The following is a 24,296-nucleotide window of genomic DNA, read 5'->3' on the forward strand; positions in this document are numbered from 1 at the left end:
CTCTTCCGGTCCCGCTGTCAGCTCGGATCGGCAAGACGAGGGAACTCAACTTATGGCAGACATCACTGGAGACCAGAGGGTCCAGTCCGAAGTGCTCGAAGGCCTCGCAACGGCCGTGAACCACCGCCAGTGGTTCGTCGAGCTGGCCCTCCCGTACCTGGGAGACAACCCGATCGAGATCGGCTCCGGTCTCGGTGACTACGCCTTGGCCTGGGCAGATCACGTCCCGCACTTCACCGCCACCGAGGCGGACCCGGATCGGCTCGTGCAGCTCAAGGAGCGCCTCGCCGACCACACCAACATCGATGTGCGGCAGATGCTGCTCCCGGCGCCGGACGCTGCCGGCGAATACAGCGCGGCTGTGTCCTACAACGTCCTCGAGCACATCGAGGACCACGTCGGCGCGCTGCGCAGCATGGCCGAGCTGGTGCGCCCGGGTGGCCGGGTCATCCTGATCGTCCCCGCGTTCATGTTCGCCATGAGCCACGTCGACATCGCGACCGGGCACATCCGCCGCTACACCAAGAAGACGATGCGCGCCGCCATGACCGAGGCGGGCCTGACCATCGAGAAGCTGCACTACGCGAACGCGCTCGGCCTCATCGGCTACTACAGCGCGACGAGCATCTTCAAGCTGGCCCCGAAAGAGGGCCCGATGATCAAGGTCTACGACAGCCTCGTCCTGCCGGTGACCAAGGCCGCCGAGAGCATCGTGCGCCCGCCGTTCGGCCAGTCGGTCTTCGTCGTCGCGAAGGTCCCGGGCTGACAACAGACGCGTAGCCGGCTCCGGCCGGCCACCGCGAGGGGAGCGAGCGACCGGTTCAGCCGGTGACTCGCGAGGGGTAACACAGTAGGAACGAAGCCCGCCGGGTGACCTGGCGGGCTTCGTATTGCAGGCAGGGCGTGCCGATCGGCGCGTTCCCGTAAGCCCGGCACGAGCCGACAGCACAAAGCCCGCCGAGGAGACCGGCGGGCTTTGTCGTGTGCGGGTATTCAGGACCTGTTCTGGTAGACCGGCCGGATCGTCGCGCGGGCCAGCGTGTGGAACGCCAGGTTGAACCCGACGTACGCGGGCGTCGCGTCCTCGCCCACCTCCAGGCGGTCGACGTCGAGGGCGTGCACCGCGAAGACGTACCGGTGCGGGCGATCCCCGGGCGGCGGGGCGGCACCGCCGTAGCCGTTCTCACCGAAGTCGGTGCGGATGGTGAAGGCGCCCTCCGGCAGGGGGTCAACGCCGCGGGGAAGCTCGGTCACCGAGACCGGCAGGTTCACCACGACCCAGTGCCAGAAGCCACTGCCGGTCGGGGCGTCCGGGTCGAAGCAGGTCACCACGAAGCCCCGGGTCGCGGCGGGAAAACCGGACCAGGCGAGCTGCGGGGAGAGATTCTTACCGCCGGCACTGGTGTGCGTGTACAACTCGTCGAGACGCTGGCCGTCGGTCACATCCGTGCTGGTCACTGAGAACGACGGCACGGGCGGCAGGATGTCGTACGGGTCCGGGGCTACTGGCCGTTCCAGGCTCATGGCTGTTTTGTCCCTTCAACGACTTTTGTGGTTCAGGGAGAGCTTGCCCTGAGGATTGCGACAGTAACCACGTGAGGTGTCGTACAGCTTTCCGCTGGAACACGCCTTCGGGGGAAACGCACAGGTGGTCCGGGTGCCAGGGCTTGTGCGGGGCAATAGTTGAGTCAGACATCCGACCGGGTGCGTGTGGCTGAGATCCCCGCGCTCGGTGGGATCGGTCCGCCCGCTTCGCGGGTTACGGCCAGCAAGTCGGCACCCGCCCCAGGGCGGGTGCCGACTGCCGTACCGGGCGAAACCCGCCCGACGGGCACGGACCCGGTGAGACGATCGGAACGTGAAAGCGCTGCTGCCGGAGGACGAGATCGCCCGTCTCGCGGTGCTGCACGACGCGGAGGTGCTCGACACCCTCCCGGAAGAGGACTTCGACGACATCGCGCTGCTCGCGGCGGAGATCTGCGGCACCCCGATGGGCCTGGTCAGCCTCGTCGACGAGGACCGGCAGTGGTTCAAGGCCAAGGTCGGGCTGGACCTCGACGAGACCCAACGCGACATCTCGTTCTGCGCCCACGCGCTCGGCGGCCACGAGGTGCTCGAGGTCCCCGATGCCAGGATCGATTCCCGGTTCAGCGAGAACCCCCTGGTGACAGGGGAGCGCAATTTCCGCTTCTACGCGGGCGCCCCCGTCGTGCTCGACGGAACCCACTCGGTCGGCACGGTCTGCGTGATCGACCACGAGCCCCGGGAGCTGACCGCCGAGCAACGCCGCGCCCTGCGCAGCCTGGCCCGGCACGCCTCGGTCCAGCTGGAGCTGCGCCGCTATGCGAAGCACGCCGGCAACATCGCGGACCGGCTGCGCCAACTCGACCGGATGAAGGACTCGTTCCTGGCGAACGTGAGCCACGAGCTGCGTACGCCACTCTCCTCGATCCGGGGTTATCTGGAGATGCTGCTCGAGGACGATTTCGACGCGGAGACCTCGCAGCGTTTCCTCGCGGTGATGCAGCGCAACTCGGATCGGCTGCTGCGCCTCATCGACGACCTGCTCACCGTGGCGCGGCTCAGCGACGACGGCCTGGCGCTGGACCTGAACGAGGTCGACCTGGCCGAGCTCGTCCACCAGGTCACCTCGTCGTGCCGCCCCCTGGCCGAGCACCGCGAGGTCAAGCTGCGCGATCGCACGGCGAGCCCCCTGCCCGCCCGCGGCGACGCGCGACGGCTGCAGCAGGCGCTCAACCACCTGATCGTCAACGCCATCAAGTTCACCGCACCCGGCGGCGAGATCTCGGTGACCAGCTCCATCGGCGGCGAACCGGAGCTGATCATCACGGACACCGGCGTCGGCATCCCACCCGGTGAACTCCCGCACGTCTTCGACCGCTTCTTCCGCAGCGCCGCCGCGGACACCATGGCCGCACCGGGGCCGGGGCTCGGGCTGGCGATCGTCCGCTCGATCATCGACGCCCACCACGGCAGCATCCACCTGGACAGCGAGCCTGGCCTGGGCACCACCGTCCGGCTTACGCTGCCCGGACCCTAACGACCGGCCGCGCAGTAGTCGTTGCCGCTGTTTCGGCTGGTGTTCAGGGCGGTGAAGGTGGCCTGTTCCTGGTCGGCGTTCGTCTTGAGGTCGATCGCGAGCTGCTGGTAGCCGAGCCGCTCGGTGGGGCCGACGTAGGTGAACGGCGCCGTCGAGACGATCCCCGAGGCCAACGGCTGCCAAGCGGTGGGCGCGAAGGTCGTCACGCCGTACGCCCAGGTGCGCTGGGAGAGGACCCCGCCCTGGACCCGCAGCTGGACGCATTCGTCCTTGAGGTTCTGCACGCTGAGGAAGTCGATCGTCGTCGCGCCGGTCGCCGGGGTGGTGCTGATGCCCCGCGCATACCGGACTTCGCGGTCCAGTCGCTGCAGGGCTATCCCGAGCTGCGACTGCGCGACGGACTTCGACTCGATCGCGTTGGCCGACCGGTACATCGACAAGATGCTCGTGGTGAAGATGGTCAGGACAACCATCATCACGGTGCTCGACACGATGACGTCGACCAAGGTGAAGCCCGCGTCGGACGCCTTCCTCATGCCCCGTTCATCGGCGGCGGAGCGCTCGATTCAAGAAGACAGGCCGAACATCGCCCGGCAGGGCTCAAGACCGGAGATCTCGACGTCGACCGTACGCGCGGAGTCCCACCCGGCCCGGTCCAGAACCATGCGGCGGCCGATGACGGGCTCACCGCGTACAACATGGCGTTTTATCCCGTTTTCGAGGTAGCCGAGCTTCTGGGAGACCCGATAGGACGCGTGGTTCGTGGCGAACGCCTCGGTGGTCGCGTATTCGGCGCCCAGCCCGGCGAACGCGAGCGCCAGCACCGCGGCGCGCATCTCGGTGCCGTACCCCTTCCCCTGATGTTCCAGGCCGAGCCATGACCCGGTCTCCACCTCGCGCAGGATCGCGAAATTCTTCCCGGCGATCTCCTGGGTCCCGATCACCCGGCCGTCGGCGACCGCCACCAGCGGCAGCGCCCAGTGCTCGGGCGTCCAGCGGGACAGCACCTGCCAGTGCCACTTGATCGTGGCGCGGGCACGCTCCTCGGGCTCGGCGTCGGTCCAGGGCATGGCGAACGGCATGATCGCCGGATCGTGCACGCCCCGGGCCGCCTGCGACGCCAGCTCGGCGAGATCGGCCAGGTCCGGTTGGCGAAGTTCGAGCCGCGGCGTACGCAGCCGCAGCCCGAACATCGGCCAATGCTCCGCAATCATGGCGATCATTGTGGCAGAGATCAGAAGCGCTCGATGTGCAACCCGTTGTAGAGCCTGCGATACACCACCCCGGTACGCGAGTTCCCGGCGTCGATCATCATTCCGCCGCCCATGTAGACGCCCACGTGCCCGCTGCCGACAACGAGGTCACCGGGGCGCGCCGCCGCTCGGGAAACGGTGTGCGCACGAGCCGCTTGCGCACCCGAGGAATGCGGGAGCCGCAAACCGGCTCGGGCGTACGCGCTCTTGGTGAATCCCGAGCAGTCGTACGAGTTCGGGCCCTCACCGCCGCTCGCGTATCGCTTTCCGACCTGCGCCCGGGCAAAGGCCAGCACCGCTGCCATTCCGGCCGGGGTACGCCGGGTCGCCGCGCGCTTGGCCCGCTGCCGGACGGTTCGGTGGGCGCTTTGTGCCGCGAACTTGCGCGCGGGCGCCCGGCGGGCCATCGCGCGCTTGGCTACGGCGCGGCGCTTGGCCACGGCCCTGCGCTCGGCGGCGGCTTTTCGGGCGTTCAGCGCTCGGCGCTGCGCGGCGGCACGTTCGGCTGCGGCACGGCGGGACTGCTCCCGGCGTACGGCGCGAACTTGGCGGTGCGCCGCACGCAGCGCGCTCGCGGCAGGACGGGCGGCAGAGCGCCGGACCGCGGCCCGTGAGGCCTTTCGCTGCTCCAGGAGCCGGCTTTCCAGGGCCGGTGACGGTGCGGCTGCGGCAGTCGCAACGATGGGGGAATTGTGCATTTCCGCGGCGACATCAACGGGTTCGAGTGCCGGGGTGCTGACGGCCAGCGCGAGAGCGCCGGCGGCCAATACACGGCCGGTGGACGGACGGGACAGCGAAGCCTCCGAACTCGGCCCGGGGCACTCACGCGAATCCCATTCGTACGCGACCGAACCTGCAGCCACGCCGGTTGTCACCCGTTGAGCAGCGACAATGGGAACCCGGGCATTTGGTAATTCCGTCGACCATGCCAACACACAAACGGGTCCACAAACCGCGGAATAGAAAAATAAGCCTGGCCAGGAGTCGAAACGAGTGACGCCCGATCGTGTACTGGACGTCGGAGAAATTATTGAGGAGCCTGCGATGAAGACTTACCTGCTGAGCATCTACCAGCCCGATGGACCGGCCCCGGAAGCCGCTGTTCTCGAGCCGATCATGCGTGGTCTGGCGACCCTGACCAAGGATTTACAGGACGCCGGAGCCTTCGTTTTCAGCGCCGGATTGTGCCCGCCCGACACCGCCACCGTCGTGCGCTCGGGCGCCACCGGCGCCCTGGTCACCGATGGTCCGTTCACCGAGGGCAAGGAACACCTGGGCGGCTTCACGGTGATCCAGGCACCCGACCTGGACGCCGCACTGAAGTGGGGCGAGCGGATGGCCGCCGTCACCACGCTCCCGATCGAAGTCCGGCCCTTCCAGCAGTGACCGATCCCATCGGCGACGTCCACCGCGCGGAATACGGCCGTGCGGTGGCCGTCCTGACCCGCTACCTCGGCGACCTCGACCTCGCCGAGGAGGCGGTGCAGGACGCGTTCACCGTGGCAGCCGAGCGCTGGCCGCGCGAGGGACTGCCACCGAGCCCGGCCGGCTGGATCATCACCACCGCACGGAACCGGGCCGTCGACCGGCTCCGGCGCGAAGCCGTGCGCGGCGAGAAGGAGGCGGAGGCCGTGCGGATGCGTGGTGACGAGCCCGTCGGCGACCACGAGGACCTGCTGCGACTGATCTTCACGTGCTGCCATCCGGCGCTGCGGCAGGAGGCGCAGGTCGCGCTCACCCTGCGGCTGCTCGGCGGGCTGAGCACCCCGGCGATCGCGGCCGCCTTCCTGGTGCCGGAACCGACGATGGCCCAGCGCATCGTCCGGGCCAAGGCGAAGATCCGGGACGCGGGCATCCCCTATCGCGTACCCGGCGACGACGAGCTCGCACAACGGGTGCAACCGGTCCTGGCCGTCCTCTACCTGATCTTCAATGAGGGGTACGCGGCCAGCAGCGGCCCGGCCCTGACCCGTGACGATCTGTGCACGGAAGCCATCCGGCTGACCAGGATGCTGGCCGGCCTGATGCCCGCCGAACCGGAGGTCCAGGGGCTGCTCGCGCTGATGCTGCTGATCGCCGCCCGCCGCCCCGCACGAACCACAGTGGATGGTGCGCTGATTCGGCTCGGTGACCAGGATCGGTCCAGGTGGGACAGAGCGCTTGTCGAGGAGGGGCAGGCGATCGTGCGCTCCTGCGTGCAACTTTCGCGGCCGGGCCCGTACCAGATCCAGGCGGCTGTCAATGCGGTCCACAGCATCGCGCCGACCGCCCCGGCCACCGACTGGGCCGCGATTCTGACGCTCTATGACCAGCTCATGGCGGTGACGCCGACGGCCGTGGTCACCTTGAACCGAGCGGTCGCGCTGGCGGAAGTGCACGGTCCCGCTCCCGCACTGGAAATCGTCGACAGGCTGCCGCTCGACGGCTACTACGTGTTCCACACTGTGCGCGCCGAACTGCTCTCCGCGCTCGGCCGGGCCAAGGAGGCGACCGCCGAGTTCGAGCGGGCGGCGGGGGCCACGGGGAACGAGGCCGAGCGGGCATATCTGCTGAGGCGGAGCAGACTGGGGTGATGCAACGCGTCGACCTCGGGGAAGTGCCTTACGACGATGCCATGCGCCGCATGGCCGACTGGGTCGCGGAGCGGCGGGCCGGCACGGCACCCGATCGTCTCTTCCTGCTCAGCCATCCCGCAGTCATCACGTACGGCCACACGACGCCCGTCACCGACCTGCCCGGATCGCTGTCGGACATCCCGGCCGTGCTCGCTGACCGCGGCGGCCACGCGACCTATCACGGTCCCGGGCAGCTGATCGGCTATCTGGTGCTTGACCTGCACGAACGCGGCCCCGGCGACATCGTCCGGTGGCTGGAGAACGGCCTGATCGCCGCACTCGCCGATCTTGGCTTCACGGCGGTGCGCCGCGACACGCCGAAGGGATCACCCAGCCTGGTCGGCGTGTGGACGCCGGACGGCCGCAAGCTCGTCTCGATCGGCATGCGCATCCGCGGCGGCGTCACCAGCCACGGTTTCGCCCTCAACATCGACCCGGACCTGTCGGTTTTCGACACCTTCGTCGCCTGCAGCCTCGACGATGTCGCGATGACCTCGCTGCGGCAACTCTCGGCCCAGCAGGGTATTCCACTGCCACCAGAGGCCGAAATCCTCGACGCTATCGCCCTCCACCTGGGAAAACAGCCGTAAATTCAGCGCGGCCACGGTCAAGAACGTCGTTTCGTACGCCTCCGTCAGCAGCCCGCCGTCGTCATCGCGAAGACGAGCGCGGCCACGTGTCTCTCATGATGGGTTCAGGATGCTCGGCCCCCATCCGCCCGTCATCCGCAATACTCAGCGTTATGCCGCTGTCACTTCTTGACGATCTCCGGGCGCTCGCGCCGACGATCCGCAAACTCGCGCCCCAGATCGAGCAGGACCGCGAGATCCCGGCATCGCTCATCGACCAGCTCGCGGCGCTGGGCGTCTTCCGGCTGGCCGCCCCGGCGGACTGCGGCGGCCTCGAAGCGGACCCGGTCATCCTGATCCGCGTCTTCGAAGAGCTGGGCCGCGCCGACGGCTCCACCGGCTGGACCGCGATGATCGCCGCCGCCACCGGAATGGCCCTCGGGCACCTTCCGCCCGCCACCGCCCGGTCCATGCTGGAGGATCCGCACTTCCTGATCGCCGGGGTCGCCGCCCCGACCGGCCGCGCCACCCCCGTCGAAGGGGGCCACCACGTCACCGGCCGCTGGGCGTTCGCCAGCGCCGGCCGTCACGCGACCTGGCTCATCGGCGGCGCCCTCACCCCGGCGGGCCCGAGGCTGTTCGTCATGGAGCCGTCGTCGCTCACCTTCCACGACACCTGGCATGTCTCCGGCCTGCGCGGCACCGGCAGCAACGACTTCGCGGCCGACGACGTGTTCGTTCCCGACGACCGCACCTTCTCCCTGGCCGAACCCCCGACCCAATCAGGCGCCCTGTACGCCTTCCCAGCCCTGTCGCTACTCGCGCTCGGCATCGGCGCGGTGTCCCTCGGCATCGCCCGCGCGGCGATCGAGGACTTCACCGAACTCGCGAAGTCCAAAATCAACCCGCTCACCGGCAAGCCTCTCGCGTCCCGGCCCACCGCTCAGACCGCCGTCGCGCAGGCCATGGCGTTACATGGCGCCGGGTTCGCGTACCTATCGGAAGCCGTCGCGGCAGCCGGCCCGGACACAGCCAGCCGAGCCCTCCTCCGCCTGGCCATCACCACCGCCACTACCAACGCCGCCCAAGCGGTCAACCTGGTCTACAAGGCCGCCGGCGGCAACGCCGTCTACGACACCAGCCCCCTGCAACGCCACTTTCGCGACATCCACGTCGCCACCCAGCACGCCATGGTCTCCCCCGAGGTCACCGAGACGGTCGGCGCGATGTTGTTGGGCGAGGAAGTGAGCAGCGTCCGGATCTAGATCCTGTCCGCCAGGGATCGGTGTAGAGGCAATCAAGCCTCCGTCCACCGAGAGGTCCCGCTGCCATGTCCCAGCCGCCGTTCCCGCCGTCCTACGCGCCAGTTCCGCCCATCGCACGGCAACCGCTCTCCCTCTGGGCGCTCAGCATCGGCGTCGCCGCACTCGTGCTCTCCTGGGTGCCACTCCTGGGCCTGCTCCTCGGCGTGGCAGCGATCGCGATCGGAGCCATCGCGCTGGCCAAGGTGGCGAGCAGGACCAGGGCCGCCATCGGCCTCACGCTCGGCGTAGTGGCCTTCATCATCAACATCATCGTGCTCGTCGCACTGGGCTCCGCCGTCTCAACGACCGTGAACGCGACAGCCGTCGTCCCCGCAAGCACGGTCGCGACCACCGGCCCGAGCATCCAGCCCGTCATCGAAGCCACCACCCAGCCGACGGTGACGGCCACCGCTCCCCCCACGGCCGTGCCCACCACTGCGAAGCCGGCTACCGCCAAGGTGCTTTCGGCGGAGGAGGAGAACGCCGTGCGGGCGGCCAAGAGCTATCTCGAATTCACCGCCTTCTCACGTAAGGGGCTGATCCAGCAGCTGTCCTCGGACGCCGGCGACGGTTACTCGCGGAAGGCAGCGACGTACGCGGTCGACTCCCTGCACATCGACTTCAATGAGCAGGCCGCCAAGTCCGCAAAGAGCTACCTCGAATTCACGTCGTTCTCCAGGAAGGGGCTGATCCAGCAGCTGGAATCGGACGCCGGTGATGGCTACACCCACTCCCAGGCGGTCTACGGAGTGAACAAAGCCGGCCTCTGACTCAGAGCGAGCGGGTGAGGCGGTAGCGGGCCGGCGACTTGCCTCGGGAGCGGGCGAATGCCCTGACGAACGCGGGTGCTGAGCCGTAGCCCACTGCTGCGGCGATGGTTTCGATGGAGTCGTGGGTTTTGCGGAGGCGGTTGGCGGCCAGGTCCATGCGCCATTGGGTGAGGTAGGCGCCGGGGCTCTGGCCCATGGCGGCCGGGAAGCGCCGGGACAGCGTGGCCCGGGATACCGCGATGGCTTCGGCGAGGGCTGCGGTTGTCCACGGGCGGGCCGGGTCCGCGTGGAGGTGTTCGAGGGCCTGCTGGACGATCGGGTCCTCGAAGGCGCCCAGCCAGGTGCCGCGCAGTTCGGGCGGGCGGGTCGGGATCCAGGCGCGCAGCAGTTGGATCAGCATGACGTCGACGAGGCTGTTGAGCAGGGCCGTCGTGGCGAATTGTGGGTGTGTGAGCTCGCGGCCGATCATGCGTACGGTGTCGTCGAGACCTGCTGCTGCCGAGCCGGCGCGCATGAGCAGGAAGTCGGGCAGGGTGCCGAGGATCTGGGTACGCGCTTCGTGGTCACAGTCGTAGTGAACGGTGACGATCCTGGTGCGTACGGGCGGCGTGCCGACCTGGATCACGCCGCTCGCGGGCATCTGTGCGCACGGCGTCGCTGTGGGGCCGGGTGCGTCGCTCAGCCGGTGGGGGACGACCGCCGGGATCAGCGCGATGTCGCCGGTGACCAGTTCGAGCGGGTCGCGGCCGGGCAGGGACAGCCACGCACTGCCGCCGGTGACCGCGTGCAATGCCGCCCCGGGGTAGTCGTCGAGGGCCAGGCTCCACCCGGCGCCGGCCTCGATGCGGGCGCCGACGGTGCTGCTGACCCCGGACACCTCGAGCACGTCGGTCACCAGATCCATGCCGCGATCCTATCCCCGCCCGTGAGGCATAGGATCAATTTGTTGACGCATATGAGTATCGACTGTCGCACTACATGCTTCGTACGGTGATAATCATGAAAGCACTCGCCGCCACTGGCTACGGACAACCCGAACAGCTCACGATCGCCGATCTCCCAGTGCCCGAGCCCGGCCCGGGGCAGATCCGGGTGAGGATCGCCGCGGCGCCGATCAACCCGACCGACATCCGAGCCGTCGCAGGATTGTTCCCGGTTCCCTTGGAATTCCCGTACGTGCTGGGGACCGAGTTCGCCGGAACTGTCACCGCGTTGGGTGCGGGCGTTACGGCGTACCAAAAGGGTGATGAAGTGTTTGGTCAGGCTCTGCCCTATGCACTGCGGGCGGCCGTCGGTGACGCGCCGAACCCGTCGCTGAGCACCGGAACCCTGGCCGAGTACGCCGTCTTCGAAGCCGCCACCCCGAAGATCACCCACCGCCCGGCGAACGTGCTCGCCGACGTCGCCGCCGTCCTGCCGATCTCCGGCGGAACCGCCCTCGCGCTGATGAACGTCGCCAAGGTGCAGCCCGGCGAGTCGGTCCTGGTGATCGGCGCCACCGGCGGCGTGGGCGCCACGGTGATCCCGCTGCTGGCCGACACCGGCGCGACGGTCATCGCCACCGCTCGTACGGCTGAGGGAACTGACTTTCTGCTCAAGGCCGGCGCGGATCGAGTCGTCGGCTACGACGCGTACCCCTCGGGTGTCGATGTTGTGCTCAACCTGGTGCTCTTCGCGGACGGCCTGCCCACCGCCGCCCGGGCCCTGCGACCCGGAGGCCGCCTGGTCTCGATCGTCTGGCCCGCGCCGGAGCTTTCCCAGACCGGCCGGGACGACATCGACCTGCACTTCATCTTCGACATGGACGGCACCCAAGGACTCCTCGAAGCCGCCGCTGCCGGGACACTGACCGTGCCGATCGCCCGCCGCTACACCATCGACGAGGCCACCGAAGCCGCGATCCACTATGCACGTCAGAGCCCGCTGGGCAAGATCGTCGTCACGTTCCCGTAGCTCACCAGTCCAGTTGATCCAGCGACGGAACGAACCCCGACCAGACGTAGATCACCTCGCCGGGCGTACCCCAGGGGCCAGGATTGACCTGGTAGTCGCATTTGAACTGCTGCAAAACGAGATGCTCGTCGACGTAGTAAGCGCCCTTGACCGTAGCCGTGTAGCGGTCGGTATCAGGGTCGAGCTCCGTCGCTTCCCGCATCGGGTGGATCTTGCGGGTTTCCCTCCACGCATCGTAGGCCCGCTGCACCTGGACGCCGTCGTCGTCGCCGCCTGGGCACCCGACCACCTCCGGGAATCCTTTCAGCTCCCACAGTTCGTCCGAGCTGCTCATCAAGCCTCCCTGGCGCGGTGTGGCGCATGCGGCCTAGCCGGCTCGACCGGCTCCCCACGCTGCGATCTGGGTCCTGGTCGGTCGCCCGTCGTCGGGGTCGTCGATCTCCTCGGCGCGGGTGAACCAGTCGGTCAACCAAGCCCACTCGATACGCGGGCTCGAGGACGACTTCCTCGCGAGCTGCCACGGCTGCGATGCCCGGATGAGGGTGCGCAGGTCAGTCGGCGAGAGATCGGCGTATCGCATGAGGACGGTGTTGATTGTGTTCAGCGCTCCGCTACCCGGTGGCTCGACAGCATCGGGTAGCGGTAGATCGTCGAGGTCGACACCATCGTCTGTGGCGTAGAGGGCTTCGGCGAACAGAGCACCGCCGCCGCGGGCCAGGTAATGGCCCTGGGCGAAGAACAACAGCAGGTTCCGCTTCGTGACGGACAGGCCGGGCCGGTTGACGTCTATGGCTTTGACGACGGAGGCAACGCTGGTCATCGACGCAAGGTAGCGACCTGCCGCGCTGGAAGAAATCCCCTGTGTCAGCGACCAGGGCGAGGTAGGCACATCGGATACCGCTGCAACGGCGGCGGCCACTCGCACCTCCCGGCGGGGGTTCCCGTGAACTTGCCCGATCACAATAAGTGTCGATGCAACTACAATTTTTTGATGTCGGATCACAGACTGGTAGCGAGAGGTCGACATCGCAGCATCCGCTCAACCGCATGAACCCACAGACCTCGCGGCACACTAGCTCGCCATCAAGAGAAGGAGTGCCGATGGCTGGTGGTCAAGAGCTCTCCCGGATCGCCCAAGCGGTGGATCTGCACCACAACCGGGGCGAGCCCGAGGCTGCTCGCCTTCTGTTCGCGCAGATCTGGGACGAGATCGGCGGGGAGCGGGGAGACCCGCTGCACGTCAGCGTTCTCGCGCATGCCATGGCCGATGTGCAGGACAACCCCCAGCAGGAGCTGCTCTGGGATCTGCGCGCGCTGGCGGCGGCCGATCGGCTGACCGACGCCCGGTTGTCGGAGGCGGGAGTGGCGATGTCGGTGGCCGCGCTGTATCCGTCGCTGCATCTCACCCTGTGTGCGTGCTACCGCAAGCTCGGCGATCCCGGCCGCGCGCGGGAGCATCTCGAGCTGGCGCGGGCCGGGATCGGCGAGCTGGGCGATGACGATTACGGGCGATTGATCAAGGAGGGGCTACGCCAAGAGGAGGATTTTGCCTAGGTGGTCGCTGGTTTCGAGGAGGCGGTTGGGCTTCATGCGGCGTAGGACTCGAGAGGACGCGCCGCTGGTCGGCGAGGAAGTGAGCAACACCCCGTATCTGGCTGACGTAAGGGCTCATCAGCCCACTGCTGGCTACTTGACGCGCACGCCTGGCTTTTGGTGCCGGTCCGGCCGTGGGACATGACGAGTTGATCTCATCGCGGCTGGTGTCGTAGACCGGGTCCGGCCGCACTCCCAAACCACTCGCCCGGTCCGTGGAGCATGCCCATGAGCTACCAGCAACCTCCCCCGCCCTACACGGCACCTCAGCCTGGCTACTACCAGACGGTGTCACACAGGAAGCCTCGAAGGACGAGGCTAATCGCCGGCATCGTCGGCGGGTTTGTGCTGCTGTGCTGTGGTGGCGTCGCGGTGGCCGTCTTCAATACGGGCCGCGGTCCGTCGGACGAGCAGCAGTCGCAGATGCCGGCGAAGCAAAACGGCACGAAAATGACACTCCCGACGACGACAGCACCGACGGCCGCACCGGAGCCCGTGACAGCGAGGAAACCCCCGGTGAAGACGTCGTACAAGAAGCTGACGGCCCGGCAATGGCTGAAGATCGCGAAGGATCCAGACGCGCACAGCGGTGAGACGGTGGTCGTATACGGGTCGGTGACTCAGTTCGACTCGGCGACAGGAAGCAGCGTTTTCCGCGCCGATGTTGGCGCCAGCAATCAGGAATGGTCGTTCGACTACCCGACGAACACCATGCTGGTGGGCGATGAGGGTCAACTGTCAGACCTGGTTCAGGACGACGAGTTCAGAGCGAAGGTGATCGTGGCCGGCTCGTACTCGTATGAGACGCAGATCGGTGGCGAGACCACCGTGCCGCAACTCTATGTGAGTTCGATCAAGCTGCTCTAGAGCTACCAGCCTCAGGGCGTGGCGCGATCACCCCAATCCGGAGGGTGTTCGGACGGAAGGGCCCCGGTCCATCAAGATCGGGGCCGCTCGTGTATGTACTCCTCCAAATGCGCTGAACCTCATCTGAGGCTCACGTAACGGCGGGAGCTGGGCGATGACGATTACGGGCGGTTGATCAAGGAAGGGTTACGCCAGGAGGAGGATTTTGCCTAGGTGGTCGCTGGTTTCGAGGAGGCGGTGGGCGTCTGCGGCGGCGGACATCGGGAAGGTGCGGTCGATGATGGGGCGGATGGTGCCGGCGTCGATGAGGGGCCAGACCTGGTGGTGGACGCCCTTGACGATGCGGGCCTTGTCAGGGATCGGGCGGGGGCGCAGGGAGGTTGCCGAGAGTGAGGCGCGTTTGGACAGGAGCTTGCGGAAGTCGAGCTCGGCCTTGGTGCCGCCCTGCATGCCGATGGTGACGATGTGGCCGTCGATGGCGACCGCGTCGAGGTTCTGGGCGAGGTATTTGGCGGCGATGATGTCGAGGATGACGTCGGCGCCGTGTCCGTTGGTGAAGTCTTTGACCGCTTGGACGAAGTCGGTGTCGGTGTAGTCGATGGCCAGGTCGGCGCCGAGCGCTTTGAGCTGGTCGTGTTTCTGTTTGCGGGCGGTCACGATGACCGTGGCACCGAGGGCTTTACCGAGCTGGACGGCGAAGGTGCCGATGCCACCGCCGCCGCCGTGGACGAGCAGGGTCTGGCCCTGGCGCAGGCGGGCGATGTCGACGACGTTGGACCAGACCGTGCAGGCAACCTCGGGGAGCGCCGCGGCCTCCTGCACCGAGAGCCCCTGCGGGATCGGGAGCAGCTGACCGGCGGGGATCGCGACCTGCTCGGCGTAGCCGCCGCCGGCCAGCAGCGCGCAGACCCGCTCGCCGACGTGGTGGCCGGTGACGTCGGCGCCGACCGCGGCGATCACGCCGGAGCATTCCAGGCCCAGGTAGGGCGAGGCGCCGGGCGGCGGCGGGTAGGAGCCCTGGCGCTGCATCGTGTCGGCGCGGTTGACCGCGGTGGCGGTGACCTGGACGATCACCTCGCCCGGGGCCGGGGACGGGTCGGGGACCTCGGTCCACTTGAGCGCTTCGGGGCCGCCGGGCTGGTCGATCGTGATCGCGTGCATGGGTTCAGCTTGCCCCACGCGTACGACAAAAAACGAAGAAGCCTGCGGGCGGCACCCACCGCCACCCGCAGGCTCCGATTCGGGAGATCTCAGCCCTTGTAGGCACCGATGATCTTGGTGAACTCGTACGCCGACTGCGTGACGCCGCTGCAGGTGTCGTCATTCGGGTACGCGCCGGAGCACTGCCGGTCGCGGTTCAGCGACCAGAAGGTGAGCCGGGCGATCTGGTGCTGCTGCGCGTACGTGGTGATGGTGCGCATGTCGGCCAGGGTCACGACGGCGTTCTCGTCGGTGATCCCGTTCATCGAGGAGATGCCGACGTGCTTGTACGCGTCCGCGTCGCTGTAGCCGTACGCCGTCTTGAGCTTGTTCTTGAGCCCGTCCGCGGCCTGGATCGTCAGGGCGCCCTGGTTGTTGCCGGTGCTGCCCCAGTCGAACGTCATGATGCCCCAGCCGTCGACCTGCAGACCCGAGGCCGCCGCGCGGTTGATCAGCGAGCTGTCCGGTCCGGTCGTCAGACTGCCCAGCGTGATGTACGTGGTGATGCCGGGGTTGTTGGCCTTGATCGTCTTGAGGGCGTCGACCGTCTTCTGCTGGTCCGTCGCAGAGTTGTAGGGCGTGCCCTCGATGTCGATGTCAATTGCCTTCAGGCCATAGGCATTGATGACCTTCTGGTACGCGGCAGCGAGCGCGGAAGCGCTGGAACAGGTGTGCTCGAGCCATGGGCCGGCCGCGCCACCGAACGAGATCACAACGTCGCCGCCGTTGGCACGAATGGTGTTGATCGCCGTCTGGTCAGCGCCGCCGGTGAGCGCGCGACTGCCGTCCCATTTCGGGTCACAGGTGCCGCTGTTGAGGATGAACGCCATCGTGTACCAGGTAACGCCGGTGGCGTTCTTGACCGTGGTGAGGTTCGGCGGGTTGCCCCAGCCGGTGTAGTAGTACGGCGCTACTGCCTTGGCCCCGGGGCCACCGGTGCTGGGCGGCGGGGTGGTGGGGCTCGTGGGAGGCGTCGTTGAGCCGGCCACTGTCCATTTCTGGTTCGCGGCTCCCGTACATGTCCAGATCTGCAGTTTGGTGCCGTCGGTCGAGGTGTTGTTCTTGACGTCGAGGCATTTGCCGGACGCGGTGTTGATGATCGCGCCGTTGCTGATCTGCCATTTCTGGGACGCCACCGTGTCGTAGCAGTCCCAGACGTGCACCGCGGCACCGTCGGTGGTCGCATTGTTGGCGACGTCGAGACACTTGCCCTTCACCTGCAGCGAGCCGTTGTCCGCCGCCGTCCAGGTCTGGTTGGAGGAACCGGCCACACACGTCCAGATCTGCGGCAGGTTGCCATTCGTGGTCGACCCGTCGGTCAGGTCGAGGCATTTGCCACCGAGCCCGGAGATCGAGCCGGTCGTCGCGGCCAGCGCATTCGTCACGCCGAGCAGACCGAGCGTTCCGACGGCGAGGGCCGAGGTGGACAGGGCGAGGATTTTCGAGCGAAGTCTCATGCGGGCACGTTCCACTTCTGGTTGGCGGCGCCCGTGCAGGTCCAGATCTGCAGTTTGGCGCCGTTCGCGGAGCTGTTCCCGACGATGTCCAGGCATTTGCCGGCACCGACGTTCACGAGGTCATGGGCGGCGTTGAAGGTCCACCGCTGATTGGCGCCACCGGCGCAGTCCCACAGCTGCACGGCCGAGCCGTCCGCCGTGGCGTTGTCCTTGACGTCCAGGCACTTTCCGAGCGCGCGAACCGTTCCGTCCGCACCGACCGTCCAGCTCTGATTGGGCCCGGCGGTGCAGCTCCACATCTGCGGAGAATTACCGTTCGCCGTCGATCCGTCGGTCACGTCGAGGCAGGTGCCGAGGTTGCTGGTGATCGCGCCACCAGTCGTGCCGCCGCCCCCGGACTGCGTTCCGGACCAGGTGAAAGTCGCGGACGTGCGGGTCGGCAGGCTGTAGACAAAGGACTGGCCGCCCCAATTCACCTTCACGGTCTGCGTGCTACCGCTGGTGTTGTAAGCGATCAGAGCCTTGGAGCCGTCGGGGTTCTTCCACGCCACGTTCTTGACGGTGCTGTTGGCCGTCGAGTCGACGCGTACGGCGCCCGGCTTCACGAATTTCGTCAGGTGACCCATCGTGTAGTACTCGACGGTGTAATCGACCTGCCCGCTGCGGCTGTCCCCGTTGTGCACGGTCACCAGGCCGGTGCAGGTGCCACAACCCCCGTTGTGCGGGCCCATGTTCTGGTCGACCGCGAGGCTCCATTTGGTCCACGAACGGGCCCAGTTCCGGGTGTAGTCGATGAGGTTGTTCATGTCCTCGGCGTGCTGATTGCCGACCCAGGTGCCACCGGAATGCTCGGTGAAGTACTGGTTCATGGAGGGGTACTGAGTGCGTACCGTCGAAGCCTTGCTCGGATCGCCGCCGTAACCGTGCCAGGCGACGCCGCCATAATTGGGGTGGTTCCGGATCGCCGCGTCGTTGACCAGGGGCGCACCCCACGTGTCGTAGTCGCTGTAATTCCAGTCGTGCACCAGCAGTTTCGTGCTCAGCCCGGCCGCTTGCAGCGCCGGCAGCAGGTCGTTCTTGGCGAACGACTGCAACCCCGAAACGCTCCACTGCATGGACGGATAGCCGGCACAGCAACCGGGTTCGTTCTGCTCGGTCACATAATTCACGTGTACGCCCTGGGCCTCGTACGCCTGGATGTACTTCACGAAATACTGGGCATAGGCCTTGTAGTACTCCGCTTTGAGATAACCCTGGTCGTACGAGTTGTTGTCCTTCATCCAGGACGGCGCCGACCACGGCGAGGCAAACAGCGTGAGCTGGGGATTGAGGCTCCGCGCCTGCTTCGTCAGCGCCAGCACGTCCACATCACGGGTCAGCGTGAAATCGTTGAGGTCGCAGCACGTCCCGTCGTACGAATAGCTGCTTCTCGCAAGGTCACTGGACCCGATGACGTTCCGGACGGCGCTGACGCCGATGCCCGCTGTGGGGCTGAAAAGCTTGTTCATGACGTCGGCCTTGGTGGCCGCGCTCAGCGCACCGCTGCCGTTGATCAGCCACGCGGCGGTGTCCGTGAACGACGCACCCGCGCCCTCGAACTGCTGATACGTGGTGTTCTCATTGACGGTGATCGTCTGGTTGGCGCTGCCCGAGCTCGCCGCGAAACTCACCGGCGTCTGCTGCTGCAGCCCACGCGTGACGGTCCGCCCGGCACTGTCACTCGTGGTCGTCAGATAGACCTGGACCTGCTCATTCGCCGCAAAGGCACTGGGCGCGAGCACCATCGCGGTGCCGGCGCCGACCAGAACCGAAGCGGTCAGCAGGGCGGTCCGGGCTCTCTTTCCTCTGGTTCTTCTGGGGATGGGCACGGTGGGGACTCCTTGGCCGAAGGTGGGGGCCTGGCCGTAATAGGTAAGGCTCTGAACAATAAACATGCCCATCTATGCTGTGTCAACCAGGCATCTCGCGCTGAGGTTTGCTGTTTGCGCAGCTCAGTGGCCTGTTAAGACAGTTAATATAAGTTTCGCTTAGCTACTGTCGGCGACCGCTCGGGTGCATAACAAGAACTTCGCCGATCAGAGCCGATGAGGCAGCTGATGCACCCCACGTGGCCCGAGCTTTCTCAGCGGCCTTGAGCTGCGGGTATGCGCGCTCCAAGACTGGTCGCAGTCTCTGGAGGGAACCCGGCCATGCAGCACAGACGTCCGATCAGCAGGCGGCGCATCATCGCGCCGGCAGCATTCGTCGCTGCGGCGCTGGCGGTGACGGTTGCCGGGTCGCTCACGTACGCGTCGGCTTCTGACCGCCCGCGCCACCACAAGCCTGCGCGGCCGTCCGTCTCTGCTTCTATCGCTCCGGCTGTCACCGCCGCGGCGTCCCCCACTGGTTCCGCATCCGCTTCCGCTTCCGCTTCCGCTTCCGCGTCTGCTTCTGCTTCTGCTTCTGCCGCTGCCGCTGCTTCTGTTTCGGCCGCTGCCGGGAACGGCTACGTCATGGCGCCCGAGCCGGTGACGGATGTGACGCCGTCGAATCTCGTGCCCGAGCACAAGATGTTCCACGAGTTCCAGGCGAACTGCGCGGTCAGTCGCACCAACCTGCCGGACGACCCGATCGTCTTCCCCCAGCTCCCCGGCGCATCCCACTCGCACACGTTCATGGGCAACACGACCACCAACGCCGACACCACCCCGGCATCACTCTCGGCCGGCGACACCAAATGCCTGGCGAAGGGCGACCTGTCCGCGTACTGGATGCCGACGCTCTACAAAGGCGACAAGGCAGTCAACCCGGTCGGCGTACAGACCATCTACTACAAGGCCGGCGTCAACGACTACACCTCGGTCCGCCCCTTCCCCAAGGGCCTGCGCTTCGTCGTCGGCAACGCTAAGAACACCGACTCAGCCGCATTCCTGAAAGCCACCGTCGAAGGCTTCGAATGCGGCGACAGCTACAAGAACGCCGACATCCCCGCCACCTGCCCCGCCACGGCCAGCACCCAGCTCAACATCCGCTACCAGTCCCCGAGCTGCTGGGACGGCATCCACCTCGACACCCCCGACCACCAGAGCCACATGGCCTACCCGATCATCAAGGACTACCCGATCGGCGCCGCCTGCCCGGCCGACCACCCGGTCGCCCTCCCGATGCTCGAATTCAAAATGGCCTGGCCCGTCAACGGCAACATGTCCGACGTCCACTTCGCCAGCGGCCGCGGCTACACCTTCCACTACGACTTCATGAACGCCTGGGACCCCGCCACCCTCCAAGCCCTGGTCAAGGCCTGCATCAACGGTGGCCGCCAATGCAACGCCCGAGGCTACGACGAACGCGAATCCCCCTCGACGGCAGTCCTCACCACCGACTACGTCCTCCCCTGACCACCCACCCATCCCCAAGACAGGGGCCTGGCCGACGCGGGGGCGCGCCGGCCAGGCCCCGTGTCCGTTCAGCACCCCGCAACCCCATCTGGCAGACTGAGGTACGCCACAGTCCGGGAGGGCTCGCCTAGTGGCCGATGGCGCCGGTCTTGAAAACCGGTGAGGCGTTACGCGTCTCCGTGGGTTCGAATCCCACGCCCTCCGCTTCAAACATCGAAAGGCCCAGCTGATCGCTGGGCCTTCGGTCGTTCTGCTTCAGGTCAGGCCGCTGCGGCCTTGGGGTAGTGGCGGCGGAGGTTGGCGGCGCTTACGCGGTCGAGGGTTCGGTCTGGGAGGAAGCGGGCCAGGCCGATGAGCATCGCGGCGTCGCGGCCGATCGTGTAGCGGGTGCGGGGCCTGCGGGCGGTTACTGCCTTTGCGATGATTCGGGCGGCTGCCTCGGGGGTCAGGCCTGAAGCCGTGCCCGTCTCCATCAGGGTGTTGATCGCGTGGACCAGGCCGCCGTAGCGGCCCTCCTGGTCGGGGGTCATCTGCGCGGCCAGGTGGTTGGCTGTTGCGACCCCGCGGTGGGCGATCTCAGTGCGGACGCCGCCGGGTTCGACAACGATGACGTGTACGCCGAAAGGTGCCACCTCGCGTCGAAGCGCGTCGCTCACCGCCTCCAAAGCGAACTTCGCCCCCGCGTAAGCACCGTACGTTGGCATGGCGACCTTGCCCCCGATGGAGCTGATGTTCAGGACGCGGCCCTTGCTGCGCAGCAGTGCCGGTAGCAGCGCCTGGGTCATCGCGATGTGGCCGAAGAAGTTGACTTCGAAGGTGCGGCGCCATTCCGCCATGGGCAGGGCCTCGACCGGGCCGTTCACCTGGATGCCGGCGTTGTTGATGAGGGCGGCCAGCGGGCGGTGATCTGCCGCGACCCGGGCGGCCAGCGCGGCCACCTGGTCGGGCTCGGTGATGTCGAGGATGACTGGTTCGACGCCGTCAGCCCTGATGGTGTCTCCGTCGGTGTCGCGGCGGACGCCGGCCAGGACGTGGAAGCCCTGGCGAGCCAGTTCGGCGGCAGTGGCGGCGCCCATGCCGGTGGAGGCTCCGGTTACGACGGCCAGGGGTTCGCGGGGAGTTGTCACGGGCAACAATGTATGCGGTGACAACAATGATGTCAATGACAACTTGGGGGCAAGAGAAAGCGGTGGCCGCGTAGAGCGGCCACCGCTGCTTAGAATCTAGAGACGTAGGGCTTGGCGGCCGGAGAAGGCGATGCTGGCTGCCAGGAATGCGCCGTTGATGAGGGTGAAGGCGCCGATTACCCAGATTGTCCACTGTGGGGCGACGGTGAGGACCACGCCGGCCAGGGCGATCACCGCGCCGTAGTCGCGGACCAGTTTGACCACTCGGATCGGGAGGGCGCTGCTGGTCACCATGCTGGAGGCCTGGTCGCCGCCCTGCATGACCGAGGTGACCAGGTTGACCATCCAGGTGCCGGCGAAGGCTGCCAGGAGCCAGGCCGGGGTGGCCGGGACCTGGGCGGAGGCCGTTGCGCACAACGCCGCTACCAGGGCGATCTGGGCTGCCACGTCGCAGAGGACGTCGACGCGGCCGCCCGCGGTGCTCGCCTGGCCCGTTACCCGGGCGAGTTGGCCGTCGGAGCAGTCGAGGCCGTAGGCGAACTGCCAGCCGACGAGGGCTAGCAGGCCGATGGGCCAGGCCCAGATGCGGCCTTCGGCGACCGGGCCGGCCGCTGCGACCACGATGAAGGACACCAGGCAGCTCAGGCCGAGGTTGGCGACCGAGAGGACCGTGGGGGCCAGTTGGTATTTGTGGGCGAAGACGGCGATGTGGGAGCCGAGGCGCTGGCTGATCGCCTCGCTGAAGAGGCCGCCTCCGCGGTTCACCTTGTAGTAGTCGGCCGCGGTGGGTGCGGATGAGGCCGGCGGCGGGCCTGCGACGGTGGTGGCGTTGGGGGGATTCTCAGCGCTTGGCGACGGCGTCGACATAGTCGGCCAGCTTCCTGCGGATCTCTTCCGGGGTCATCGCGAGGTGTTCGAGGATCGTGTAGCGGTCCGGGCGGGTGCGGGGGGCGAACTCGACGATCTGGACGAACTGCTCCACGTTCAGGCCGACGTCGGCCGGGGTGCGGGGCAGTTGGTGGCGGGCGAGGCAGTTCGACATCTCGCCGAAGCGGCGTTCGTCGCCGCGCAGGAAGGTGCAGAACAGCGCGCCCATGCCGGCCAGTTCGCCGTGGGAGGCCGTGTCGGGGAACAGCGAGTCCGTGGCGTGCATGATCTCGTGGCAGCCACCGCTGGAGGGGCGGCTGCTGCCGCAGACCGCCATGGCGAGGCCGCTGGAGATCAGGGCTTCGGCGAGCACCGTCACGAACGCGTCGTCGGTCATGTCACCGGGCATGTTGAGGACCGCTTCAGCGCCCATCCGGGCCAGGGACGCGGCGAGGCCGTCGACGGGTTCGCCGCGGACCTCGCGGGCGAGCTCCCAGTCGGCGAGGGCGCTGATGTTGCTGATCACGTCGCCGATGCCGGAGCGGTTGATGCGTTCCGGGCCGTTCTCGACGAAGTCCAGGTCGACGATGACGGCGATCGGGATGTGTACGCCGTACGACCCCTTGATGCCGTCGTTGACCAGGCTCGCGACCGGGGACGCGACGCCGTCGTTGGCCAGGCTCGTGGCGACCGAGACCATGGGCAGCGCGTACCGGGTGGCGGCGTACTTGGCGGTGTCGACCGTTTTGCCGCCACCGATGGCCACCACCGCGTCGTACGAGCGGGCGCGCAGTTTCGCGCCCAGTTCGATCGCCGCGTCGAGGGTGCCGCCGATGGTCGTGTAGACGTCGGCGGACTTGAGTGACGGGCGGATCAGCTCCGCGATCTTCTCGCCCTGGCCGGGGCCGACGACCACGGCCACGTCGCCGCCGGCGGAGATCCGGCCGTCGGCGAGGATCGCGCCCAGGTCGCTGACGGCGCCCCGGCGGACGTCGATGTGCAGCGGCGTCTGGACGCTACGGGCTAGTAGCGGCATGCGATTTCCCGCGCCTTGGCGAGGTCGTCGTGGTTGTCCACCTCGACCCAGGGGATGTCGCCGATCGTCGCGGCGCGGATCTCTCCGCCGCGGTTGGCGAATTCCTGGTAGCCGTCTTCGTAGTACAGGTCGGGGTTCTTCTCCCAGGTGGCCTTGAGACAGTCGGCCAGCTCGGCGGCGGCTTCGGCCTCGATGACCGTGGCGCCGATGTACTCGCCGAACGCGTCCGCGGGATCCATGATCTTCGTGATCTTCGTGAGCCGTCCATCTTCCGAGAAGATCGTTTTCATCTCCTCGTCAGCAAGCTTCTTCACATTGTCAACAGCGAGAAGAATGCCCGGGCCACGGCTGGCGAGGAGGGTCTGCTCGACACTGACGGGGTGCACGGTGTCACCGTTCACCAGCAGCGCGCCCTGCGCGAAACGGTCACGCGCGAGCCAGAGCGAGTAGGCGTTGTTCCACTCCTCGGCCTTGTCGTTGTGGACCAGGGTGATCTTCACGCCGTACTTCTGCTCGAACGCGTCCTTGCGCTCCTCGACCGCGCTCGCGCAGTAGCCGACGACGATCGTCACGTCGGTCAGCCCGGCGGCGGCCAGGTTGCGCAGGGAGATGTCCATGATCGTGGTCTCCCCGTCCACGGGGACGAGCGCCTTCGGCAGCGTGTCGGTGTAGGGACGCAGCCTGCGTCCGGCGCCGGCGGCGAGTACCAGACCGATCATGGGGTGGTTCCTTCCGAAGTTCGAGGGGGGTGCCAGCAGAGGATAGTCGGTGCTCTCACGTCCCGAGACCGTGCAGGACCGCGAAGCCGTCCTCCGCGAGCTGACGGATCATGCCGTCGTTGATGTGGGCGCTCTCGTCCAGCACGTCGAGTTCATTGTCGGCGAGCCAGCGGAACTCCGTGTGTTTACCCACTTCGAGCTGTGGGCGCGCGAGATCGCCGTCCACGCGTACCAAAAAGTCTGTTTCCCAGCGCTCGAAGCCGTCCTCGCCGGTGTATCGGTAGTCACCGACGGTGGCGAGCACCTCGGCGAGATGCCAGCCGGTCTCCTCGTGGATCTCCCGGGCGAGCGCCTCGGCGACCGTTTCGCCCGGTTCGAGGTGGCCGCCCACGACATCCCAGGAATTCGGGAAAAGCTTCCGTTGGGCCGATCGCTTCTGGAAGAAAATACGGTTGTCCGCGCCTACGACGAGAGCGGCAGCGACACGTAGCGGTTCCTGGGACACGATTAAAATGATATAGAGCCTGC

The 24,296-nt window shown here is 67.3% G+C and carries 26 protein-coding genes and 1 tRNA gene; 12 read left to right on the top strand and 15 right to left on the bottom strand.

Annotation, left to right across the window (positions count from 1 at the left end; genetic code table 11):
- Positions 1-52 precede the first annotated feature (52 nt).
- The gene (locus tag Aco04nite_RS42605) at positions 53-766 is read left to right on the top strand and encodes a class I SAM-dependent methyltransferase (RefSeq protein ID WP_203837419.1); all 714 of its coding nucleotides are present in this window, start codon (positions 53-55) and stop codon (positions 764-766) included.
- 227 nt (positions 767-993) lie between these two features.
- Here Aco04nite_RS42605 and Aco04nite_RS42610 read toward each other — a convergent pair whose 3' ends face one another.
- Positions 994-1,524 carry a YbhB/YbcL family Raf kinase inhibitor-like protein gene (locus Aco04nite_RS42610; protein ID WP_213002878.1) on the bottom strand — a complete coding sequence of 177 codons (531 nt, stop codon included), beginning with the start codon at positions 1,522-1,524 and terminating at the stop codon, positions 994-996.
- A gap of 334 nt (positions 1,525-1,858) precedes the next feature.
- Between Aco04nite_RS42610 and Aco04nite_RS42615 the strand changes: the two genes are divergently transcribed.
- Positions 1,859-3,061 (top strand): GAF domain-containing sensor histidine kinase, encoded by a 1,203-nt coding sequence (locus Aco04nite_RS42615; protein WP_213002879.1) that lies wholly within the window; start codon positions 1,859-1,861, stop codon positions 3,059-3,061.
- Here Aco04nite_RS42615 and Aco04nite_RS42620 read toward each other — a convergent pair.
- From Aco04nite_RS42620 to Aco04nite_RS49345, 3 genes are read right to left on the bottom strand one after another with little or no spacing between them, the layout of a single operon-like run.
- On the bottom strand, positions 3,058-3,597 hold the full coding sequence (locus tag Aco04nite_RS42620; RefSeq protein WP_213002880.1) for a PilW family protein: 540 nt from the start codon (positions 3,595-3,597) through the stop codon (positions 3,058-3,060). The two genes, Aco04nite_RS42615 and Aco04nite_RS42620, sit on opposite strands and share 4 nt — an antisense overlap.
- A 30-nt stretch (positions 3,598-3,627) precedes the next feature.
- The gene (locus Aco04nite_RS42625) at positions 3,628-4,275 is read right to left on the bottom strand and encodes a GNAT family N-acetyltransferase (RefSeq protein ID WP_213002881.1); all 648 of its coding nucleotides are present in this window, start codon (positions 4,273-4,275) and stop codon (positions 3,628-3,630) included.
- A gap of 20 nt (positions 4,276-4,295) precedes the next feature.
- Complete coding sequence (locus Aco04nite_RS49345; RefSeq protein ID WP_244876701.1) at positions 4,296-5,177, bottom strand: C40 family peptidase; 882 nt, start codon at positions 5,175-5,177, stop codon at positions 4,296-4,298.
- 181 nt (positions 5,178-5,358) lie between these two features.
- On the opposite strand from Aco04nite_RS49345, the gene Aco04nite_RS42635 reads away from it, so the two are divergent.
- The 5 genes from Aco04nite_RS42635 to Aco04nite_RS42655 all read left to right on the top strand — a co-directional run bounded on the left by Aco04nite_RS42635 (position 5,359) and on the right by Aco04nite_RS42655 (position 9,572).
- Positions 5,359-5,700, top strand: coding sequence for a YciI family protein (locus tag Aco04nite_RS42635; protein ID WP_213002882.1), 342 nt, complete (start codon positions 5,359-5,361; stop codon positions 5,698-5,700).
- Positions 5,697-6,887 (top strand): RNA polymerase sigma factor, encoded by a 1,191-nt coding sequence (locus tag Aco04nite_RS42640; RefSeq protein ID WP_213002883.1) that lies wholly within the window; start codon positions 5,697-5,699, stop codon positions 6,885-6,887. Before Aco04nite_RS42635 ends, Aco04nite_RS42640 begins: the two co-directional genes overlap by 4 nt.
- Complete coding sequence (gene lipB, locus Aco04nite_RS42645) at positions 6,887-7,519, top strand: lipoyl(octanoyl) transferase LipB (RefSeq protein ID WP_213002884.1); 633 nt, start codon at positions 6,887-6,889, stop codon at positions 7,517-7,519. The genes Aco04nite_RS42640 and lipB overlap by 1 nt, the downstream gene beginning before the upstream one ends.
- Before the next feature lie 152 nt (positions 7,520-7,671).
- Positions 7,672-8,763 (top strand): acyl-CoA dehydrogenase family protein, encoded by a 1,092-nt coding sequence (locus tag Aco04nite_RS42650; protein WP_213002885.1) that lies wholly within the window; start codon positions 7,672-7,674, stop codon positions 8,761-8,763.
- A 65-nt stretch (positions 8,764-8,828) separates the two neighbouring features.
- A complete protein-coding gene (locus Aco04nite_RS42655; protein WP_213002886.1) occupies positions 8,829-9,572 on the top strand; it encodes an Ltp family lipoprotein in 744 nt (247 codons plus the stop codon).
- A gap of 1 nt (position 9,573) precedes the next feature.
- Here Aco04nite_RS42655 and Aco04nite_RS42660 read toward each other — a convergent pair whose 3' ends face one another.
- Positions 9,574-10,476 carry an AraC family transcriptional regulator gene (locus Aco04nite_RS42660; RefSeq protein ID WP_213002887.1) on the bottom strand — a complete coding sequence of 301 codons (903 nt, stop codon included), beginning with the start codon at positions 10,474-10,476 and terminating at the stop codon, positions 9,574-9,576.
- Between the two features lie 95 nt (positions 10,477-10,571).
- Between Aco04nite_RS42660 and Aco04nite_RS42665 the strand changes: the two genes are divergently transcribed.
- A complete protein-coding gene (locus Aco04nite_RS42665; RefSeq protein ID WP_213002888.1) occupies positions 10,572-11,525 on the top strand; it encodes a quinone oxidoreductase family protein in 954 nt (317 codons plus the stop codon).
- Between the two features lies 1 nt (position 11,526).
- On the opposite strand, the gene Aco04nite_RS42670 is transcribed toward Aco04nite_RS42665, so the two are convergent.
- Both Aco04nite_RS42670 and Aco04nite_RS42675 read right to left on the bottom strand, forming a co-directional pair.
- Complete coding sequence (locus tag Aco04nite_RS42670; RefSeq protein WP_213002889.1) at positions 11,527-11,859, bottom strand: hypothetical protein; 333 nt, start codon at positions 11,857-11,859, stop codon at positions 11,527-11,529.
- A gap of 33 nt (positions 11,860-11,892) precedes the next feature.
- Positions 11,893-12,345: a hypothetical protein gene (locus Aco04nite_RS42675; protein WP_213002890.1), complete on the bottom strand. Its 453-nt coding sequence runs from the start codon at positions 12,343-12,345 to the stop codon at positions 11,893-11,895.
- 281 nt (positions 12,346-12,626) lie between these two features.
- On the opposite strand from Aco04nite_RS42675, the gene Aco04nite_RS42680 reads away from it, so the two are divergent.
- Complete coding sequence (locus Aco04nite_RS42680; protein WP_213002891.1) at positions 12,627-13,079, top strand: hypothetical protein; 453 nt, start codon at positions 12,627-12,629, stop codon at positions 13,077-13,079.
- Between the two features lie 267 nt (positions 13,080-13,346).
- The gene (locus Aco04nite_RS42685) at positions 13,347-13,985 is read left to right on the top strand and encodes a hypothetical protein (RefSeq protein WP_213002892.1); all 639 of its coding nucleotides are present in this window, start codon (positions 13,347-13,349) and stop codon (positions 13,983-13,985) included.
- A gap of 186 nt (positions 13,986-14,171) precedes the next feature.
- On the opposite strand, the gene Aco04nite_RS42690 is transcribed toward Aco04nite_RS42685, so the two are convergent.
- The 3 genes from Aco04nite_RS42690 to Aco04nite_RS42700 all read right to left on the bottom strand — a co-directional run bounded on the left by Aco04nite_RS42690 (position 14,172) and on the right by Aco04nite_RS42700 (position 18,510).
- Positions 14,172-15,146, bottom strand: coding sequence for an NAD(P)H-quinone oxidoreductase (locus Aco04nite_RS42690; RefSeq protein ID WP_213002893.1), 975 nt, complete (start codon positions 15,144-15,146; stop codon positions 14,172-14,174).
- Between the two features lie 89 nt (positions 15,147-15,235).
- Positions 15,236-16,642: a ricin-type beta-trefoil lectin domain protein gene (locus tag Aco04nite_RS42695; RefSeq protein WP_213002894.1), complete on the bottom strand. Its 1,407-nt coding sequence runs from the start codon at positions 16,640-16,642 to the stop codon at positions 15,236-15,238.
- A complete protein-coding gene (locus tag Aco04nite_RS42700) occupies positions 16,639-18,510 on the bottom strand; it encodes a ricin-type beta-trefoil lectin domain protein (RefSeq protein WP_308161723.1) in 1,872 nt (623 codons plus the stop codon). Before Aco04nite_RS42700 ends, Aco04nite_RS42695 begins: the two co-directional genes overlap by 4 nt.
- Positions 18,511-18,831: 321 nt before the next feature.
- Between Aco04nite_RS42700 and Aco04nite_RS42705 the strand changes: the two genes are divergently transcribed.
- Both Aco04nite_RS42705 and Aco04nite_RS42710 read left to right on the top strand, forming a co-directional pair.
- On the top strand, positions 18,832-20,019 hold the full coding sequence (locus Aco04nite_RS42705) for a DUF1996 domain-containing protein (protein ID WP_244876702.1): 1,188 nt from the start codon (positions 18,832-18,834) through the stop codon (positions 20,017-20,019).
- A 116-nt stretch (positions 20,020-20,135) separates the two neighbouring features.
- Positions 20,136-20,223, top strand: a tRNA-Ser gene (locus tag Aco04nite_RS42710).
- A gap of 56 nt (positions 20,224-20,279) precedes the next feature.
- Here the strand turns inward: Aco04nite_RS42710 and Aco04nite_RS42715 are convergent.
- From Aco04nite_RS42715 to Aco04nite_RS42735, 5 genes are all read right to left on the bottom strand, one after another.
- Entirely contained in the window at positions 20,280-21,146 is an 867-nt protein-coding gene (locus tag Aco04nite_RS42715) for an SDR family oxidoreductase (protein ID WP_213002896.1), read from the bottom strand.
- Between the two features lie 96 nt (positions 21,147-21,242).
- Positions 21,243-22,013, bottom strand: coding sequence for a CDP-alcohol phosphatidyltransferase family protein (locus tag Aco04nite_RS42720; RefSeq protein WP_213002897.1), 771 nt, complete (start codon positions 22,011-22,013; stop codon positions 21,243-21,245).
- On the bottom strand, positions 21,988-23,049 hold the full coding sequence (locus tag Aco04nite_RS42725) for an iron-containing alcohol dehydrogenase family protein (RefSeq protein ID WP_213002898.1): 1,062 nt from the start codon (positions 23,047-23,049) through the stop codon (positions 21,988-21,990). Before Aco04nite_RS42725 ends, Aco04nite_RS42720 begins: the two co-directional genes overlap by 26 nt.
- Positions 23,037-23,768, bottom strand: coding sequence for a phosphocholine cytidylyltransferase family protein (locus Aco04nite_RS42730; protein ID WP_213002899.1), 732 nt, complete (start codon positions 23,766-23,768; stop codon positions 23,037-23,039). Before Aco04nite_RS42730 ends, Aco04nite_RS42725 begins: the two co-directional genes overlap by 13 nt.
- Positions 23,769-23,823: 55 nt before the next feature.
- Positions 23,824-24,273, bottom strand: coding sequence for an NUDIX hydrolase (locus Aco04nite_RS42735; protein ID WP_244876703.1), 450 nt, complete (start codon positions 24,271-24,273; stop codon positions 23,824-23,826).
- Positions 24,274-24,296 lie beyond the last annotated feature (23 nt).

Source organism: Winogradskya consettensis (genome assembly GCF_018332715.1).
Lineage (GTDB): Bacteria > Actinomycetota > Actinomycetes > Mycobacteriales > Micromonosporaceae > Actinoplanes > Actinoplanes consettensis.